At 39.1% G+C, this 17484-nt stretch carries 14 protein-coding genes, 1 other RNA gene and 1 pseudogene; 5 read left to right on the top strand and 11 right to left on the bottom strand.

The genetic code is table 11. The features are described 5' to 3' along the window. The first annotated feature begins 194 nt into the window (after positions 1-194). The gene (locus tag AB4153_RS19120) at positions 195-452 is read left to right on the top strand and encodes a YdcH family protein (protein ID WP_371998394.1); all 258 of its coding nucleotides are present in this window, start codon (positions 195-197) and stop codon (positions 450-452) included. Positions 453-768: 316 nt separating this feature from the next. Continuing rightward, the gene (locus AB4153_RS19115; protein ID WP_371998393.1) at positions 769-2055 is read left to right on the top strand and encodes a carbohydrate porin; all 1287 of its coding nucleotides are present in this window, start codon (positions 769-771) and stop codon (positions 2053-2055) included. Positions 2056-2569: 514 nt separating this feature from the next. Here AB4153_RS19115 and AB4153_RS19110 read toward each other — a convergent pair. Next, entirely contained in the window at positions 2570-3847 is a 1278-nt protein-coding gene (locus AB4153_RS19110; RefSeq protein WP_303517277.1) for a hypothetical protein, read from the bottom strand. A 1386-nt stretch (positions 3848-5233) separates the two neighbouring features. Between AB4153_RS19110 and AB4153_RS19105 the strand changes: the two genes are divergently transcribed. Beyond that, positions 5234-6151: a hypothetical protein gene (locus tag AB4153_RS19105; protein ID WP_371998392.1), complete on the top strand. Its 918-nt coding sequence runs from the start codon at positions 5234-5236 to the stop codon at positions 6149-6151. Between the two features lie 938 nt (positions 6152-7089). Here the strand turns inward: AB4153_RS19105 and AB4153_RS19100 are convergent. From AB4153_RS19100 to AB4153_RS19080, 5 genes are read right to left on the bottom strand one after another with little or no spacing between them, the layout of a single operon-like run. Continuing rightward, positions 7090-8175 (bottom strand): hypothetical protein, encoded by a 1086-nt coding sequence (locus tag AB4153_RS19100; RefSeq protein ID WP_248956534.1) that lies wholly within the window; start codon positions 8173-8175, stop codon positions 7090-7092. Beyond that, positions 8144-8659: a helix-turn-helix domain-containing protein gene (locus AB4153_RS19095; protein ID WP_371998391.1), complete on the bottom strand. Its 516-nt coding sequence runs from the start codon at positions 8657-8659 to the stop codon at positions 8144-8146. The genes AB4153_RS19100 and AB4153_RS19095 overlap by 32 nt, the downstream gene beginning before the upstream one ends. Next, positions 8652-8822, bottom strand: a complete 171-nt coding sequence (locus AB4153_RS19090) for a hypothetical protein (RefSeq protein WP_248956536.1) — start codon at positions 8820-8822, stop codon at positions 8652-8654. The genes AB4153_RS19095 and AB4153_RS19090 overlap by 8 nt, the downstream gene beginning before the upstream one ends. 1 nt (position 8823) lies before the next feature. Next, a complete protein-coding gene (locus AB4153_RS19085) occupies positions 8824-9159 on the bottom strand; it encodes a hypothetical protein (protein WP_371998390.1) in 336 nt (111 codons plus the stop codon). Positions 9160-9161: 2 nt separating this feature from the next. After that, positions 9162-9455: a hypothetical protein gene (locus tag AB4153_RS19080; protein ID WP_248956538.1), complete on the bottom strand. Its 294-nt coding sequence runs from the start codon at positions 9453-9455 to the stop codon at positions 9162-9164. 352 nt (positions 9456-9807) lie between these two features. Between AB4153_RS19080 and AB4153_RS19075 the strand changes: the two genes are divergently transcribed. Then, positions 9808-10359, top strand: a complete 552-nt coding sequence (locus AB4153_RS19075) for a recombinase family protein (RefSeq protein WP_371998389.1) — start codon at positions 9808-9810, stop codon at positions 10357-10359. A gap of 282 nt (positions 10360-10641) precedes the next feature. Here AB4153_RS19075 and AB4153_RS19070 read toward each other — a convergent pair whose 3' ends face one another. The 5 genes and pseudogenes from AB4153_RS19070 to rsmI all read right to left on the bottom strand — a co-directional run bounded on the left by AB4153_RS19070 (position 10642) and on the right by rsmI (position 15550). Then, positions 10642-12147 carry an anti-phage dCTP deaminase gene (locus AB4153_RS19070; RefSeq protein ID WP_371998388.1) on the bottom strand — a complete coding sequence of 502 codons (1506 nt, stop codon included), beginning with the start codon at positions 12145-12147 and terminating at the stop codon, positions 10642-10644. Positions 12148-12812: 665 nt separating this feature from the next. Further along, positions 12813-14021 carry a tyrosine-type recombinase/integrase gene (locus AB4153_RS19065; RefSeq protein WP_371998418.1) on the bottom strand — a complete coding sequence of 403 codons (1209 nt, stop codon included), beginning with the start codon at positions 14019-14021 and terminating at the stop codon, positions 12813-12815. A gap of 27 nt (positions 14022-14048) precedes the next feature. Next, a pseudogene (locus AB4153_RS19060) lies at positions 14049-14252 on the bottom strand (DUF6538 domain-containing protein); the annotation flags it as partial. 37 nt (positions 14253-14289) lie between these two features. Beyond that, positions 14290-14633: RNase P RNA component class A (gene rnpB, locus AB4153_RS19055), an RNA gene on the bottom strand. A 74-nt stretch (positions 14634-14707) separates the two neighbouring features. Continuing rightward, complete coding sequence (gene rsmI / locus AB4153_RS19050; RefSeq protein WP_303517279.1) at positions 14708-15550, bottom strand: 16S rRNA (cytidine(1402)-2'-O)-methyltransferase; 843 nt, start codon at positions 15548-15550, stop codon at positions 14708-14710. A gap of 89 nt (positions 15551-15639) precedes the next feature. On the opposite strand from rsmI, the gene AB4153_RS19045 reads away from it, so the two are divergent. After that, positions 15640-17463 carry a penicillin-binding protein activator gene (locus tag AB4153_RS19045; protein ID WP_371998387.1) on the top strand — a complete coding sequence of 608 codons (1824 nt, stop codon included), beginning with the start codon at positions 15640-15642 and terminating at the stop codon, positions 17461-17463. The last annotated feature ends 21 nt before the right edge of the window (positions 17464-17484 follow it).

Raw genomic sequence — 17484 nt, 5'->3', positions numbered from 1 at the left:
CACGCCTTATTAAGCATTTAATAAGGCGTTTTACATTCTTCCACTGACGACTCTTCCTTGCATATTCATGGCTATTATTTTTGCTAGCCAGATCGCTAAACCGTTCAAACTTCTCCCTTTCCTAAACCTCATAGTGCTATAGTAAATTCAGTTTCAAAATAAAGAATTTCAATTCACCATTTCAAGGGTTGCCTATGTTAAATGAGAATCATGCACTTATTTTCGACTTTCCTGAGTTTAAGAAAGACATTGTTTATTTGAATCACAAAGACAAAGCGTTCGAAACCTTATCCAAACAATATCACTTATTAGATTACGAGATACGCGAGTTAGAAGTTGAAGGAAGCCCAACTGATGATGAGCATATGCATCAGTTAAAAGTACAGCGTGCTAATTTAAAAGATGTATTGTTCCAAAAATTAAAGCAACATCACGACCAAGACGCGTCCTAACTCCTCAAGTTTGAATAAAAGGGGATACATTGAATCCCCTTTGCAGCATTAATAAGCTCTCTTTCCCAAACGACACCTTTGCCCTAACAATGTATCTGACTCTGAACCATGAGTCGTCATTTATCTAATCCTATTAATGCCATCATAATTAGAATACAGCCCCTCTTCTAAACACGGTTTTATGCCATAAGTGTGACCTACATCAACCATCGCACTCAATAACAGACAACAGCATCAAGCAAACATCCTATTAGCAAAACCCCATTTCTGCTAACATATATTACACATTCCTTAACTTCCCCCCAAAGGAAAAATGATGACTCGTTATACCCTTGCCGCGACTTGTATCGCTTTAGCATTATCAACTAGTGCCAATGCAACTACTGTTGAAGAAGAACTGAAAGCATTAAAAGAGCGCATTGAGCAATTAGAAGCTCAACAGAAAAAAGCAGCCGAACAACCACAGGTTATTGAAGAAGTGGAAGTTGCAGTTGTTAACGAAGTCGTCGAAGAAGTTGAGGTCAGCAAAACAACAGAGGCCAAAGTTAATTTTGGCGGCGCTGTCCGTGTTAATTATTCCTATGAAGATTTTAATGATGCCAACGCCGATCGCGGTGGCGATTTTGACTTTGACCTATTCCGTATCGATGTTTCCGGCAGTTACGGTGACTTAATTTATTCAGCTCAGTACCGCTGGTTTGAGTACATGAATGTAGTGCAACACGCTTGGATTGGTTATAACTTTGATGAACACCAACAAGGTAAAATCGGTGTCACCCAAGTGCCATTCGGCATGCTAACTTACGCATCAAACAACTACTTTTTTAGCTCTAACTTTTATCTTGGCCTTGAAGATGACCACGATATGGGTTTGAACTACACCTATAAAAGCGACGCTAACCGTTTTGACATTGCCTTTTACAAAAACGATGAGCAAGGTGGTATAGACGGATATGTGTCAGATCGTACAGACCGTTACGCCTACGATGTTGTGGGTATTCGTCTAGACGGTGAAGATGCTTACGATGCACCAACGGCAGGTTATGAAGCAGGTGAGGTGAATACCTTTAACCTGCGTTATACGCACAACTTCACCTTCGATAAACTGGGTGTTGAACTCGGTGGTTCTGTACAAGCAGGCCAACTAGAAATAGCCAACGGCACCGATGGTGACAACTTTGCAGCAGCTATTCACGGTATTCTCGATTACGATCGCTGGAACGTGAAATTACAAGTAACAGATTACGAATACGATGTTGATGGCATGGATGTCGACCGTATTGTGGTTGCCGCTTACCACTTCTATGACTCAATCCCAGCAGAAGCGACCACTTACATCGCTAATGTGGCTTACAGCTTACCAGTCGATTTTGGCCCAGTATCTAACCTCACCTTCTACAATGATTATTCTTTAGTGACGGGTAAGTCTGCCTCACTTGAAGACACCTTTATGAATGTCACCGGTATGGCGGTTTCAGCCGGCGGTTTATACACCTACTTCGACTATGTTGTCGCTGAGAACCAGCCATTCATCGGCGGCACCATGGTCGGTGATGGTGACACCAATAAACGATTTAATATTAACTTCGGTTACTATTTTTAGGCCTTGCTAATCCTTGTTTATAGTTGCAAATAGTTGCAAATAGTTGCTAATCGTTACTAGTGCCCTAGTTTAGGTAATAGTTTAGACATCAAAAGCCCGCTATCGAAAGATAAGCGGGCTTTTTGTTGAATGCGACGAGTGGTTAAAAAACGATTTTTCAGTTCTGGCCTTCATTAACCTCAGTATTTTAATCACTGAATATTAAGTCACAAATATTCAGCAGCAACGAAAGTGAGTAGGGAGTTTGATATATAGCCATTAACTATGGGTGGCAATGTTGCTTTACAATCCATAGCCGACACCTTTATAAACTTCTTTTATCCTATGGTAACGAGACTGCCTACTGTCATTTATGTGTAAAGATCATTAATTATGGGGGTCCATACTATTGCTCACACTATTGATTTTAATAATTTCACCCTAAAAATTCGAAAAATAAGCGGTTGCTATTTTAAATAACAATCGCTTTATTGAAATAAGTTTAGCTTAACATTGCCGTTACGTCTGAGCTAAGTTAATTGAGTGATACCGGATCCCCCCAGCCTATTACTTTTACACTTTCTGTCCTGCTTATCACTTCGATGATTAGATCCATTTCGTATTCTTCATCTCGATCTGACGTTCTAGTTCTAATAGTGCGAAGTATCCTCGCTCTCCATGGTGTATTTAGCATTTCTATTTCAAGGTCTGCATTCATTTTCTTACTATGTCTCGGTGGAATAGTTGTTCCAGGGATAGGTATTTGAGTTTCGCTTGTCGTCGAATCTGAGGTGCTCCTAGATTCGCCTCCGCTCGCCGTAACCGACATATTGACACTACCTATTCCGTAGCTAATACCTGTTTCGATCGTCATACCCACTTCCCAATGATACTCGTGGCTCGTTGTATTCTGTGGAATAAACTTTGCCACAACAGCTTGAACCTGAAGAAGGCTTTCACTTGCAGGGTTTTCTGCTAAATACTTTGCACCTTTTAATCGTCCAGAACCAAGTTTCTTAGAAGAATAGACCACTTCAGGCTCTCCAGTCCGTTTAGGTTTTCCCTGAAGTGTGTCTGTAACTGCTAAGGAAACGATGTCAAAGAAAAAATCATAGCGGCGCGAGCCTGTGTTTGCGGGAGCTCGATTAGAACTACCTCCCGAATTAGCAGCTGCTGAGGTATAGCCAAGACTGCGAACGCCACTAGCATCTCTCTCGGAGTGCAAGTAGTATTTTTTACGAAACCTGCCATCCTCATCACCTTGAAGAAAGGAAATGCGGAAGCGATTGCCGTCAGGCTCGAATTTTTCCAATTTCATTTCGTAGGCACGATCTAATTTCCCAGCCTTTCTGTTCATTGGACTGTTTTCAGGTGCAATATCGTCACTAAGAACATTTGACTCGCTCTCCGAGGGCGGAGCCCACTTCAAGAACCTATTTTCATTACCTATCTTTGTGGTAATTAACCGTATAACAAGATCGTTTGTGGTGCTGTGGTCACCAAGAACCTCCACCATATACTCCCCCTCTCTACCATTCTGACTGGTCGGCCCATAAAGATTTGAACCATCTGACAAGATCCCCACAGGAGCAATATTAATACCTCCCCAAGCATCATAGAAATACACTATTTTTCCTGATGTGAGCGCATGAGCATGATGGACAGGCTCAGGTTGATTTGGCTTCCATTTCTTTTTAGCTTCGTCAAGATAGCTCTGCTTATCAATTTGAAACCAGGTCCTAGCTTGGGCTGATTGAAATGGCAATATACAAATCACTATTACCATTATTACTACTGAAAGTTGTTTTTTCACCTTTTGCTCCTTAGTTAAACCGCTAGGTTCATTTTGAGTATGCTTTTTGAATCGGAGTGATGAGTGACCACAAGGGGCATCTCCGATTGGTGTAAAGGGCAGTGAAATCTCTCACTGGTATCCTTTGGTACAGCTACAGTTTGAGTAGATAGAGAAATGGATCACGCGATTTGCCTTTTTCGGGTTTCAAAATGCAATATAAATTCACTCGCGCCTAAATAGCCCATTGTTGCAATTTACAGCCCTTCTTTGTCCGCTTACCAAGACCTTATCATTGCGTGCATAAGCGCTAAAATATTCGTCATCATGTTTAATTAACACAAGGTTGCCATCACCTTTTGAATTCATTGCCCACATAAACGATCCTACCGCAACAAGGTTCAAGAATTGGTTAGCTTAATCTTGCTCTTATGCTTAAGCCCCTATTGCTGCCATCGGAGCCAGTCTAATGATTTTAGCTTTCCTACAGCTAACGATATCCACCCGTTTTATTGCGGTTTAATTGCAGATTTAATTGTAGATTTAATTGTAGATTTAATTGTATTTAGGGATATTAGGATTTGCTCTTCAATGTATTACATTGATTTTTACCATACTCATGTGGGCTTGAAGGGTCAATTGACAGAATGGTTGATTTTTAAACAGGCTTTACTTTGTCACTTTTTCCACTCGAAACACCTTTGTAGATACATGAAAAAGTGGCCTAGAAAGGTTAAGTCATAACTATTGGATCATAGTAAACTAAAAAACTTGACTCCACCGACGCCCAGAAGGAGTCGTTACACTTTGATTTAACAACCTTAATTCATATTAAGATTCGATAGCCTTTTATAATGTACTGATATTTTTCACTAGAGAATAACAGCCTATTTAGAATAGTAATTTGCGGAATAAAAGTGGGATTTTACTTTTTGAATCTGTAAACCTATATTACAGATAGCAAATTATCATGACACCCACTTCTAAAATACAACCCAACAACTCTCTTCGTTAATAACAATTACTGCTCAAAAATTCGAAATATCGAAAGTTATTATGTTAATTTTACTCATTTTATCTTGGATATCATCGGTATGACGCTTATGCTGCCGCTGAAACCAACCTTTCATTAACCATTTATCATGGTGGTCATGTCATTTATTACTCGTAACTTTGAATAGACTACATAAAAGCAAACAATAATCACGCTTACCTTCTGGTAAAGCATGAATGAAAATACAAGTAACTTGATGACTTATTGCTTCTTTTATAATTGATAAATAAAATGAATGTCTATGTATTTAGATATTTTCATAGTAATGAAAATACGTTTAAAATTGTCAGTCGTGACAATAGTAGCTTTGCGGTAGTTCAAGGATGAAAATGATGAATGGATATGGAGGCAACTTGAACAGTTCAAGTGATGCTATTATTAATGAAATTAAGGATGTTGTACTTGCTCTTGATTACGAGCGTTATGGCATTAAAAGAAATAGATTACCGCCTCTAGGCATTGATTATTTAGATATTCTCGATGACGTAACAAAGCTTGAACGACAAGAAATTGAAAACATTGCAAAAGAAGTAATTTCAAAGCATAAAAACCCTCAAACTCTGTCCATGTCTCCCCAGCAAAGGCGCCAAATAGAGCAACAAGAGATATGGCAACGTCAAGAACACCGCTCTTTCAGCTCCTTCATGAAAGATTTTTCGAAAGGTTTTTCAATTTATAAACTGCTTATAGCATCTAGCTTACTCATAATTTTCGCAGTGTTAGTGCATATGATGACTAATGATTTACGTGTCAAACTGGTGAACCAAGAGTTAGTTAATGAAAACCAGCAAAAACAAGCAGTATTTGAACAGCAAAAAGCCGTCATGTTAGAAAATGTTCAAAAACAAATTGAAGAACATAATATTAACAGCCAACATTTTTTTGAAGATAACAATAAAAAGTGGTTATTTCAAAGCTTAACTCGTGAATTATCAAGTGCTGGCAAATCTATCAACGATTTCTATCGACAACACCAGCGCCTCCCTAAAAGTAATAAAGAGGTAAGAAAAGTCATTGATAATTTAGAAGAGCAAATAGGTATTAAGGAAGCTTTCATTTCTAACAAACAAGGCATCGCAATTGTTTTAGACTTTGAGTTTGCCGCTGGCACCGTTGTTCACCTGACCCCAACAGAAAGTGGTTATGGAATTCATTGGCGATGTGAAACAAATGCAGATAAAGCCTTATTACAAAACCCTACTCAGCATATTTGTGCACATAACTATAAAACTAAAAGGATGAGTTTGTTGCCTTCAGTATGGGCAGATTAGAATTACACCGTATTTCAAACAATAAAAAGCCCGCTTATCTTTCGATAAACGGGCTTTTAATTTATGAGGTGAGCTGGCCGATAAGCCAACCCTCACAGCGAATTCAGTTCAGTTATAACAATGGATACGGGCGATTTAGAACCATTTGTATCCCATTTTGTAGCACAGTTTGGTACTCACTCTTTAATGAGCATATTCCAATAAGCCAAGGATATAAAGACTATTGTAAACTTACCCTAACATTAGCATTAAACAAACGGCTTTCATTCAATATTAATAATACCCAACTCATCACAATGCTAACGTATGGATTTATTAATATTCCTTCCATGTTCATTATCAAATTATCAAATAATCGAATAATCGAATATTAAACTTCACGTTCAGTAAACACTTACTTATCTCCATACATTTCAACACCTTACGCAGATCTCACTTTGAGAATTCTATTATTGACTCCCCTATATTAATTGGTAAATTACCGCCAATTAATTTGGAGTGTGACAATGTATATAGCCATAAAAGTAAACCAAGATTACACCGTAATATCAGTGTATTGCATGGAGAAGAAGAACCGTCTTTGTTGGTGGTTAAAAGGGACAATGGATGGTGAAATTTTAAGTAGGCGCAAGAATCCTTCTAGTGATGAGTACTTACGCTTGCATGCTGCTATTCTAGCCTTGAGAAATAGCTCAGATACCAAGCAATTTAACAGGAAGCTCTGCCTTACATACGATATTTGGGCTGAATTTGTTGTTCTAGCAAAGAGATATGAAATAGAGCAGGCAATGTCTAATAAGATCATTCCGCATTCAAATAGCTGTACATTAGGAATCTAATATCGAATAAAATTTGGGGGTTGTTTGGGGTGATTTTCAAAAAACGCCTTTAAAACAACCTCACAGTTCGATTAAGGGAAGTCACATTTTTCTAGGACTTTAACTGCTAGTGGACATATAACTCTTTCGGTAGGCATTAGCCTTCATCAAAAGTTCTTTTTTTATGATCCCCCGAGTATCACCTAAATGAACTACAGCAAACCTCTCGCTAAGTCTTCTTCCAGTTTTAATTTCTTTTGAAAGGTAATTCGCTATCCCACCGTTTACAGGTAATTTCACCTTGTAGTAATAATTATTTTTACCCCTCAAAGCATCTAGCCAATCGCTATAACCAATTCGTACTCTCCAAGTGTTTAACCAATAAGAATCCTCACTATCCTTTGTCGTCGGCATAGTCCCAAATTCAATTTCCTCGGTCAAAGTTAACGCTGTATATTTGCGCTCAACTACGTAACTGTCTTTTATCTGTACTGCGTTTGAAGCGGTTGTAGCATGCTTATTCAAAATATCTTTGAGACGCTTGCGGCTACTTTCATTATTTGAGGTGTTTATGGTAACTATGTGGGCATGGGTGATACCTCCCCCTTTTACCGCCCCTGACTCAAGTACTACCATAGTTGGAACTTTCCAGCCTTGCTCCCTTAAATATTTAGTGAAGTGCGAGGCTTTTTTGAATTTAATTTCTCCTTGCTCTGAAAAATCAACCGTAGCAAATACTATCAAGCCTTTATAAAGCTGTTGATTTAGACGCTCGATAGCAAGAAAAGCTATATCTAAATCTCTTGAGAAATATCGATTACCAATAGGTTTACCCACACTGTCACAAATAGGCTCCCTATGCTTAACTTTTCCTCTCTTTGGGTCTGTATATAATGGTTTATGCATGGGGTTGTTACTATCTACTGGTAAGCAGCCAATTCCAGTAGATTCCCTATAAGCGAAAGCCCTTGATAGCAATGGGCTAGGGGTTTTCAAGCCTTCAATAAATCCGAGGTTTAAACTAGCTTTTTTTGCGCACATTCTTTTGTCTATTAACAGTTCATTTTCTAAGCTGTTTACATACTGTCTTTCTAGCCCTAGATCCTGATTTTTGGTATAATTTGAATTCATATATAGTAAGTCCAAAGCACCTTTCGCAGAGGTGCTTTTTGTTTTAAGGCTCCAGTGTGGCTGTTTTAACTTCAAGTACTTCCACTTCTAACATTTCTCGCACAACAAGCTCTGGTAAATCGTCCGACTCCTCTGGTTGTTCTCCGAGCTTAAAGCTCGCTCTTAACGTGTCATTTGATAGCTTAAGACTCGACGCTATAGCCGTTAATGCTCTCGCCACCTGTACCGCTTCTTTAGTGTCTGATGGTTTATCTGATATCTCATCCATTAAAGCGTGTAACTTCCCTCTCAGCTTTGTTGCTAGAGCGAGATCGTCAACTAGAAGTGAAGAGGCTTGAGCTTTTATTGATTCGCTGGTTAACGATTGCTTAAGTGCCTCTTGGTATTGCGCAACAAGCTCAGTTTTCAACGAGCCAGACTTCACACAGTGTCGTTTTTGAATATCCCTTACTGTGTGGTACTTCAATCCAAACTGCTTAGAAATTGCAGCAAGCGTGTAGCCTGCCGCTATCATGGCTAAGATCTCAGACTGAGTCTTAGGGTCTGTACGCTTACCCAACATCAACTCCTTTGGACGAAACAGCATTTGCTCTAAGCTTTAAAGTTTCTAACCCTTCAGCAATTAAGTATTGCACTACATGTCGATACTCCATGCCAGCCTCTCTAGCGATACCTTCTATTGTTGGAACAAGACTTTTAGGTACTCGAATCTGTTTTGACATGTTATCTGACTCCTAACATCGGCAAAGTAATTTGTCTTGCTATCCCAGCCTCTCGCTTAAGAAGCTCTGCAAAAGTTTGTTTGCTCGTACCATGTCCCCTAGCTGCAACTGTACATCCAGCTAGGACTAAACGTTCTAATGTTTGAATATCTTCAACTCCTGTTGCTTCAGCCACTTTTTTTATTACTTTAAGTGTTGATGCATCACCAAATTTAAGGCCATTAATCAGATTTCGTAAGGCCTGTAAATTGGCGGTAGCCTGTTCGGTATTTCCCTCATCAATAGCGCGCTCTACTGAGTCGATTAGATTTGAACAAAAGTACATACGCTCTAACATTATTAATCCTCTAATTTAATTAAAGATGCTGCAATACGATGCATACCACCCAGATGAGCATTACTGATAGTTAACTGCTTATACACTTCAGCTGTTTCTGCTCTTTTTCTTTCATCCCGATTAGTCGATACAGGTGATTCAATCGCTTTTCTTTTAGCCGTTTCCGTTGTGATACAACCATTATTTAGAATCTCAGATAATGTTTTGTCGCAGTAACGCTCAGCTATATGCCTAGGTAAACCTTTGGAATGTAATTCATTGAGTACATCAGTCCTATTGAAAGCGCTGTTTTTCATATAAAATTTGCCTTATACATGTACAAAAAAAAGCATTTAACTGAATAGTTTCAGTTGCTTGGCTAACAACGACTATATATAAAATTGAGTAAAAAGCGACATAAAATGTCACAGATTTGGATAAGAAAATAACTCCAAATAGCTAACCCAGTGATCTAAAAAGACAAACTTTTCAATATTTTTTGCTTTCTGTAGAGTAGATAATGCTGTCTTTCGTAAACTTACGGTAAACCTATCATTAATTCTCAAAAGCATACCTTTGTAGATATACACAAATACACTCTATAAAGGTTGAAATATTACTTTATAGACGTTATTATCAAATCCTCTTAGACCTTTATGGATAATCACAATGTCAAATATCGCCTATATTCGAGTCTCAACCATTGAGCAAAACACTGACCGTCAAACATTTCCGAATATTGAAATAGACAAGGTGTTTGAAGAAAAGGCATCTGCAAGCAATATCAAGCGCCCAAAATTAGATGAATGCATCAATTACCTTAGAGAAGGCGATATATTGCATATTCACTCTTTAGACCGTGTCTGTCGCTCTGGGGCAGGAGACGCTGTAAAGCTTGTAGAACATCTAAGCTCTAAAGGTGTCGGCATACAGTTTCATAAAGAGGGAATGAGCTTCTACGGTTCAATGACTGCCGCTCAGAAGGGCGTATTGTCTATTCTGGCAAGTGTGGCTGAAATGGAACGAGGTTTAATCAGAGAGCGACAAGCAGAAGGTATCGCTGCGGCCAAAGCTAAAGGTAAGCACATGGGCAGACCGAGCATAAAGGTCAGCAAAGAACAGATAGAAGAATTACTCGCCCAAGGCCTGACCGTAAAAGCTGTAGCCGAACAGTTAAAAATCGGGACTTCTACGGTTTACAAGATCAAAGCAAATACCTGAACCACATCCAAAACATTGTTGCTATCCGAGTTCTACACCAATCACAATTACAAAAGCATTCCTCAGCCATAGCAACAATGGACTCATTTCCGTGTGTTCAGTTAACCTTCAAAACCGCATGGTTCAATATGAATGGCTCTTTTCATTCAGGCATAGAGAGTGGGTACACAATTGACACAACTATTAATTATGTTCAAAGCACAAAATGGTATAAAGGGTTTTGTACTTTTTAGAGAAGTGCACAGCCATATTAAGTTGAAAATATGGCTGCTGTTTTGATATTTACCGATTTATTTTCTCTTCAACTATTGCAGCAATTTTATACTCATAGTCATGATAACTATCTAAATACTGTGATTCCACGTGGTGACTATCAATAATATCAAAATCAATAGCTCTTCCAGCGCCATCTTTTCTTTTCTGGTTAAACTTAAAAAATGCTCCATATCGACTTGGAGCTACACCCTCAAACGGTTCAAATGCAACCTTATTGGGTTCATTACTATCTGTAATAGCATCACCATGCAACTGCATTGCAAGGCTTTTCTCATATGGCTCAATATATACAACTCGCTTTATTCCAGCAGCTACAATATGTCTTGCGCAGTTATGACATGGGTATGTAGTACAGTATAAAGTTTTGTCGAGAGTTGATGATGATGTAGTTCTTGCTAGGCTTGTTATTGCATCCATTTCTGCATGAATGGCTCTAGAGTACTCAATAATAGATTTGGCTTTTGTATCATTAATAATTTGAGCTGCCAGCCCTTTTGCTATTTTACTTGTAACTTTATTGCCAAGTAATATTGATTCAATTTCTGACTCTAAGATGCCTTTGTGCTTGTCATTTGAGCATCTTTTTTGATGTATGCAACGAAAATCTTGTTCAGAATTAGCATCGTAGAGCCCTCCTTTAAACTTTGGAACATCATTACATCCTGTAGACAATACTTGCCCACTATCATCCATTATTGCAGCACCAACTTGTCTCGATAAACATGCTGACTTTAGGGCTTCTGAATACGCTGCATACAGCCCTATTTCATCATATGTTGGGGTAATACCAATTTGTCCATGAATCAAGCTTACAAGTCGAGAAACTGACCCTTCCATTATTTTACTTTGATTCGATACATTCCGAATAAAGTAATCCGCACTATAAAGAGCTTTTTCAACTTGTTGGCCGTGCGGGATATCAGCTTTTCGATCTCTTCGAATAAGCTCATCAATATCAGATGCGTCAATTTGTTCGTCCCCAAGATTAACTCTACGCTCTTTCTCAGTTCGAATTAGGGCAACTTGATAAAAGTTATTCGGGTAAACGGTTCTTAGTAAATTTATCTCGTCAGGATGTTTTAGCTGATCAATAATATATGCAATTTTTTTATCAGTTTTAACCACTTCACCATCATCACTTGATGTTCCATGATGCTTATCTCGAAAAATAGTTATATCTTGAATTGCACACTCAGCTAGAAAAGCATTTTTGTATTCCAACCTTAGAGCATCACCTGCATCTTGAAGTAGCTTATACCTTTCATAACCATTTAGAGAGCTAAGATCATCTTTTGAAAATTTTGATATGAGTTTACTGACCCTAATATGGTGTATTTCATAACCAGATGCTTTTAAAACACTCTTAAGGGTTTCTTGTAATGCTCTGACACCAGAACCAATAGCTCCACAAAGGCCAATGACCAATTCTTGGGAACGTCTTGTTTGGATGTGTTTTGTGGTATTGTCAGGTGTTTTGGAAGGGTGTAATGCTACAGCTGTATTTTGAGGCATATCCTTTATCTCACTATCCTATGAATTAATTATATTCACAGGATATATGAAAATAGAATAAAAAAACTACCACTTTAGCTTACGAGCAGCAGATAACACATTTTTTTGAGACTTAGCGTCCGTTCTAGATTTAGAAGTAAAAGAAATAACATTTGAAGTACTTACATTAGAACAATGTTTCGTATCAACATGTTTCAAAGCAATTCTTTCATTCGGCTTTATTAAAGTTAACATTGTGAGTCCCGTTCCATCTTCTGTATGTAGAAAATCAACTGATTAATCTTTATGTAGAAAATCGGCTGAGATTGTACAGTTTCCATTTTTTGAATCAACTTTAATTTAGCTGAAATAGATAACTTTGTGAAGATATAAACTCAAATTATCAAACTCACAGCCATGTAGCAAGTAGCTGAAATCAAAAAGAAAAAAAAGTAACGACACTATATGTGGTGTTATAAAACTAAAAGGTAACACTATATGTAGAATTTTTAGTTAGTAAAAATTAGACATTGGACAAGAAAATAAAAAACATCTTACAAACATATGAATAGCTATCCTATTTACAATTGGGTTTAGTTACAGTGGAATACTCTACTAAACCACCTTTCATTATAAAGAGGCTACTTAATTTCAGCCTCTCTATGAAAGTATGGTTAAATAAAAAATTACCAATCTAAACAATCAATTACTGATAAATAATCCTTCAGTTCAAATTCACCAGTATATCGCTTGGTTATTCCCGCCCCTGAAAGCTCATGTCCAACAACCCTTTGAACTAAATGCAGTTCATTGCTTTTCATAGCCTCAGTAATAACAGAATGCCTTAAACTATGGAAAACAAACCTTCTGAGTTCGTCGTTAACTTTTGGAATCCCTATGGATCTCAAGGCCTCATAAAACGAGCATGTAATATTCTCAGGATTAGAAAAGGAATAAAAAACCTTTGAATCTATTACCTTATTTTTCTTTATCTTTTTTATATACTTTAAAAAACCCATCTTTATGAGCTTTTTGTGCAAGGGGATTTTCCTTCTGGCGGCACTAGTCTTGCCTTCTTCTATGAATAAATAAAATCGACCACATTCTTTATCTAACTTAATTGAAGAAAACTTCAGTCCAAATATATCGCCCCGCCTTGCCCCTGTATATGCACCTAGCAGGGCAATCCACTTAAAGTCAGTATCAGGCTGGTTCTTCCAGTATTTAACAATAGACTTCATCTGCTTTTTTGAAAAATTTGCATAAGATTGACTTTCAACCTCAATAGTTACCCCCATCGTGGGTGAAGAGTCCAAGACACCTTTTTCATTAGTTAGAAAGGTCGAAAAAAGTGATTGAAAGTCTTTCAAGATTTCCTTAACTGACTTTGATGAGATAAGGTCATCTTCTGGTATTGCAAATGCTCTAGCTGCTTCAACCCAGACTGATAGGTCTTTATTCCCACTGTAAGGTTTTATATTTCTCTTAGGCATATTTGCTGCGATTAGCATTGCCGCTTTGATATCAGCTCTAGTTATTGATTTAATCTCTTTATCACCGATACATAAGAGCAAAAAGTTAAGGTTTGTAAACCGAGATTTTGAAACCTTATCACCTAACCCCCTTACCTTACTTCCAACGGGTTTCTTTTTAGATCTCCACTCCCTGTATTCCTCAATAGCTTCTGAGAGCTTCATACCGCCCTCTTCAGCCTCTACTGAGTCACAAGTGACTCTATGCTGATAATTTATCTTATCAAGCTCTAATGAGTGCTTAATAGCGCTTTCAGTATCACTCTTATTATTACCTGAATCGTATTTAGTTAAGCTTTGCGGTTTACCGTTGCCATGAAAGGTCATAACAGATGCAAAATTCATTTGGAGATTTTTGGCCATGAGAGAACTCCTAAGATCATTAATTTGGCTAATTATCTGGTTAACCAGCGTAATAGCTATTCTTGAGGACTTCGTCTGTAGGCTTTGCCGCATTATTGGCGGAAGGTTGGTGTTATCTTGGATAAGTTTGGGTATGCGAACCCTCAAGTAATAGATCCCGTTACGCTGGAATGTATAGGGAATCTTGTGTGTCACAGGTTGTGACCCACTTTGTAGCACAGGCAGAAACATAAAAGGCCTCACATTGCTGTGAGGCCTTCTAATAGAAAGGTTGAGCTGGCCGATAAGCCGGGTCCTGTCTTGGACAGTTATTCATCTAGGCCTGCAATCGCTCACAGGCTCAAGCGACCTACCCGGTCCCAACGCGAGCAGCGCCATACGGGACCCTATTTGGTCTTGCTTCGGATAGAGTTTACCTTGCAACCAACTGTTACCAGTGGCCCGGTGCGCTCTTACCGCACCCTTTCACCCTTACCAACCGAAGTTGGCGGTCTCCTCTCTGCTGCACTTGTCGTCGGTTTACACCGCCCAGGCGTTACCTGGTATCCTGCTCTTTGAAGCCCGGACTTTCCTCCCCGTTCTTGCGAACGCAGCAACTGTCTGGCCAACTCGGCGCGGATTATAGCGTAAGCGACTGCAACACACCATCTAAAAAATAGCTTTGGGCTAAACCATTCGCATTTTAATTACAGTCCGATTTCTAAACCGTATTTATAAAGTGCATTCTTTTTAAGCCCGTATATTTCACCCGTTAACGCTGAAGCCTTTTTAAGCGGTAACTCTTGGCATAACAGCTTTAGAGTATTAATCACAACGGTTGGAATTTCTGATTCAGTGTCGATGCGATGACCATGGATCATGATGACGATTTCACCTTTTTGCTGATTCGGATCGTCTTTTACTGTTTGTAACACCTCTACCACTGAACCAGATAAAAAAGTTTCAAAGGTTTTAGTGACTTCACGAGCCATAACTATTTCACGATCGTCACCTAACGCTGTCACAATGGATTCAAGGCTATGGACAATACGATGCGGAGATTCGTAAAAAATCAACGTACGCGGATCTTCTTTTAACGCCGCAAGTTTATCTAACCGTCCTTTTTCTTTAGACGGTAAAAATCCTTCAAATGAAAAACGATCAGACGGCAAACCTGATGCGCTTAATGCGGTGATGGCAGCACAAGGGCCAGGCAATGGCACTACGTTGTACCCTGCCTCACGCACTTGTTTAACTAAGTGATATCCAGGATCTGAAATTAAAGGTGTGCCCGCATCTGAAATCAATGCAACCGCTTCACCGTTACTTAGTTTTTGAATAATCCACTGCGCTCTGTCACGTTCGTTATGATCATGCAGTGCTGTTTTACGGGTCTCGATGCCAAAGTGGCTTAATAATTTTCCACTGTGACGTGTGTCTTCACAGGCAATGAGTTTAACGTTATTAAGTACCTCTATTGCACGGCTGCTGATATCCCCTAAGTTACCAATTGGGGTGGGAACGATATAAAGTGCGACCGATAGGTCCATAACTACCTCTGTATTGAGTATCATCAAGACTTTCGCCAAGTGAAAGAGCAGGTTAAACTAGAGACAGCATCTTACCAGAGTGAAGCCCTGTGTTAAAAAGACTGATTACAACAAAATTCGTTTTCGCAGCTATTTTATCGACAGTATTAGTGGGTTGTGCAACTCAAACTACTGAAAATAAACAGGCTATTGATAGTTCATTGGCATCCGTGACGCAATCGGCCAATATCTATTTATCTGCAGCCAGTAACGCTAAACAGCCACAAGAGCGTGACAAATACCTGTTATTAGCCGCGCATGCTTACATTAATGAAGCCAATGTGAGTGCTGCAGATAAGTTACTTGTCTCGATGAAGCCTCAATTACAGCCTGAGCCAACACTGCAAGCAGAATGGTTGTACCTTTCTGCACGCGTGGCTGAGCAAACTCGCTCTGACGCTGATGCCCTATCAATTCTCACTTATCCTAATACCTGGAAGCTGCCAGATTGGCAACGTGTGACTTATCATCAATATAAAGCACGTTTGTTTAATCAAACTAAGCAACCAATTGATGAATTAAGACAACTTAGTTCACTGAGCTTGTACTTACCAAAAGAGCAGTCGTTTGAAGTCAACGACACCATTTGGCGTACGTTACAGCCATTGCACGAAGAAACCATTAAAAGCTTTATGCGTGATAACAGTAACCCGACCTTTTCAGGTTGGTTGCAGTTAGCTTACATAGCCAAACACTATGCAGTAGACCCATCACAATTAGTGCGATATTTAGGTGAATGGCAACAAGCCAATCCTAATCACCCCGGTGCGATGAAATTACCATCTGATTTAGAAAAAGCCTTAAATGCTAAACCGTATAAACCGCAAAATGTTGCTGTGCTTTTGCCATTAACAGGTAGACGAGCTGCTGTGGCAGAGCCAATTAGGCAAGGCATTTTAGCCAGCTATATGGCTGCATTTGATGATCAAATTGAACTTAACTTTTTTGATACTAACCTTGGCGTTGAAACCGCTTATCAAGATGCTTTAGCCGCTGGCGCTGAATTTGTCATTGGCCCACTTTTACCTAATGCCGTTGAAGAAATGCAAGCACTAAACGAGCAAGAGCTTATGACGGTTCCGCAACTTTATTTGAATCAAACTGAAAATTTCACTCCTAATAGTGATCAGTTTTATTTCGCTCTATCACCAGCTCAAGAAGCCAGTGATGCTGCGCAAAAGCTGTATAACGATGGCATTAGTTTGCCACTGCTATTAGTCAGTAATGACTCAACCGGTAAACGCATGGCTGAAAGCTTTAACAGTAAATGGCTTGAGTTAACCGAAGAAAATGCTGAAATCCATTATTACGATGGCGGCGATCAAATGAAGTTAACCGTGCAAGAAGCCCTAGGCGTTAAAGACAGCCAAGCGCGCATTGCACGAATGAAAGAATTGATAGGGAATAATATCGAAGCAGATTTTCGTTCACGTCGCGATATTGATGCCATTTATATGATTTCTGCCGCAAAAGACCTGGTGCTGCTTAAGCCTTTCTTAGATGTTAATTTTAGCGTTTTTGCTGATCCTGTTGCACTTTATACCACCAGCCGCAGTCGACTCAGTGGTAACTCTACGCAATCGGCACAAGAACTCAATAACCTGATGATCAGTGATATCCCTTGGTTAATGGGCGCCAACACCGAAACCACCATGGTGAATCAACTATGGAGCAATTGGAATAATGGTCAAAAGCGTTTGTATATCATGGGCTATGATTCACTAGATTTGGTAAGTCGTTTAGCACAAATGCGCGCATTCCCAGGTTATCAATTTAATGGCCGCAGTGGCGCGCTTTCTGTTGATCAAAATGGTGTTATTGAGCGAACACTGAGCTGGGGTAAATACCAACGTGGACAACTTCGTCCGCTATAACAAGCAACTGAATTTAGATGG

The organism is Shewanella sp. 10N.286.52.E4 (assembly GCF_041468785.1).
GTDB lineage: Bacteria > Pseudomonadota > Gammaproteobacteria > Enterobacterales > Shewanellaceae > Shewanella > Shewanella electrodiphila.
Note: the sequence above shows the minus strand (reverse complement) of the source record. Positions and strands in the feature narration are given on the sequence as shown.

Bases quoted from the DNA above. Each gene is read 5' to 3' on its own strand.
- AB4153_RS19080 (WP_248956538.1), bottom strand. From the start codon at position 9,455: ATGAAAAACAGCGCTTTCAATAGGACTGATGTACTCAATGAATTACAT.
- AB4153_RS19090 (WP_248956536.1), bottom strand. From the start codon at position 8,822: ATGTCAAAACAGATTCGAGTACCTAAAAGTCTTGTTCCAACAATAGAA.
- AB4153_RS19120 (WP_371998394.1), top strand. From the start codon at position 195: ATGTTAAATGAGAATCATGCACTTATTTTCGACTTTCCTGAGTTTAAG.
- rsmI (WP_303517279.1), bottom strand. From the start codon at position 15,550: ATGGACCTATCGGTCGCACTTTATATCGTTCCCACCCCAATTGGTAAC.
- AB4153_RS19075 (WP_371998389.1), top strand. From the start codon at position 9,808: ATGTCAAATATCGCCTATATTCGAGTCTCAACCATTGAGCAAAACACT.
- AB4153_RS19065 (WP_371998418.1), bottom strand. From the start codon at position 14,021: ATGGCCAAAAATCTCCAAATGAATTTTGCATCTGTTATGACCTTTCAT.
- AB4153_RS19115 (WP_371998393.1), top strand. From the start codon at position 769: ATGACTCGTTATACCCTTGCCGCGACTTGTATCGCTTTAGCATTATCA.
- AB4153_RS19070 (WP_371998388.1), bottom strand. From the start codon at position 12,147: ATGCCTCAAAATACAGCTGTAGCATTACACCCTTCCAAAACACCTGAC.
- AB4153_RS19085 (WP_371998390.1), bottom strand. From the start codon at position 9,159: ATGTTAGAGCGTATGTACTTTTGTTCAAATCTAATCGACTCAGTAGAG.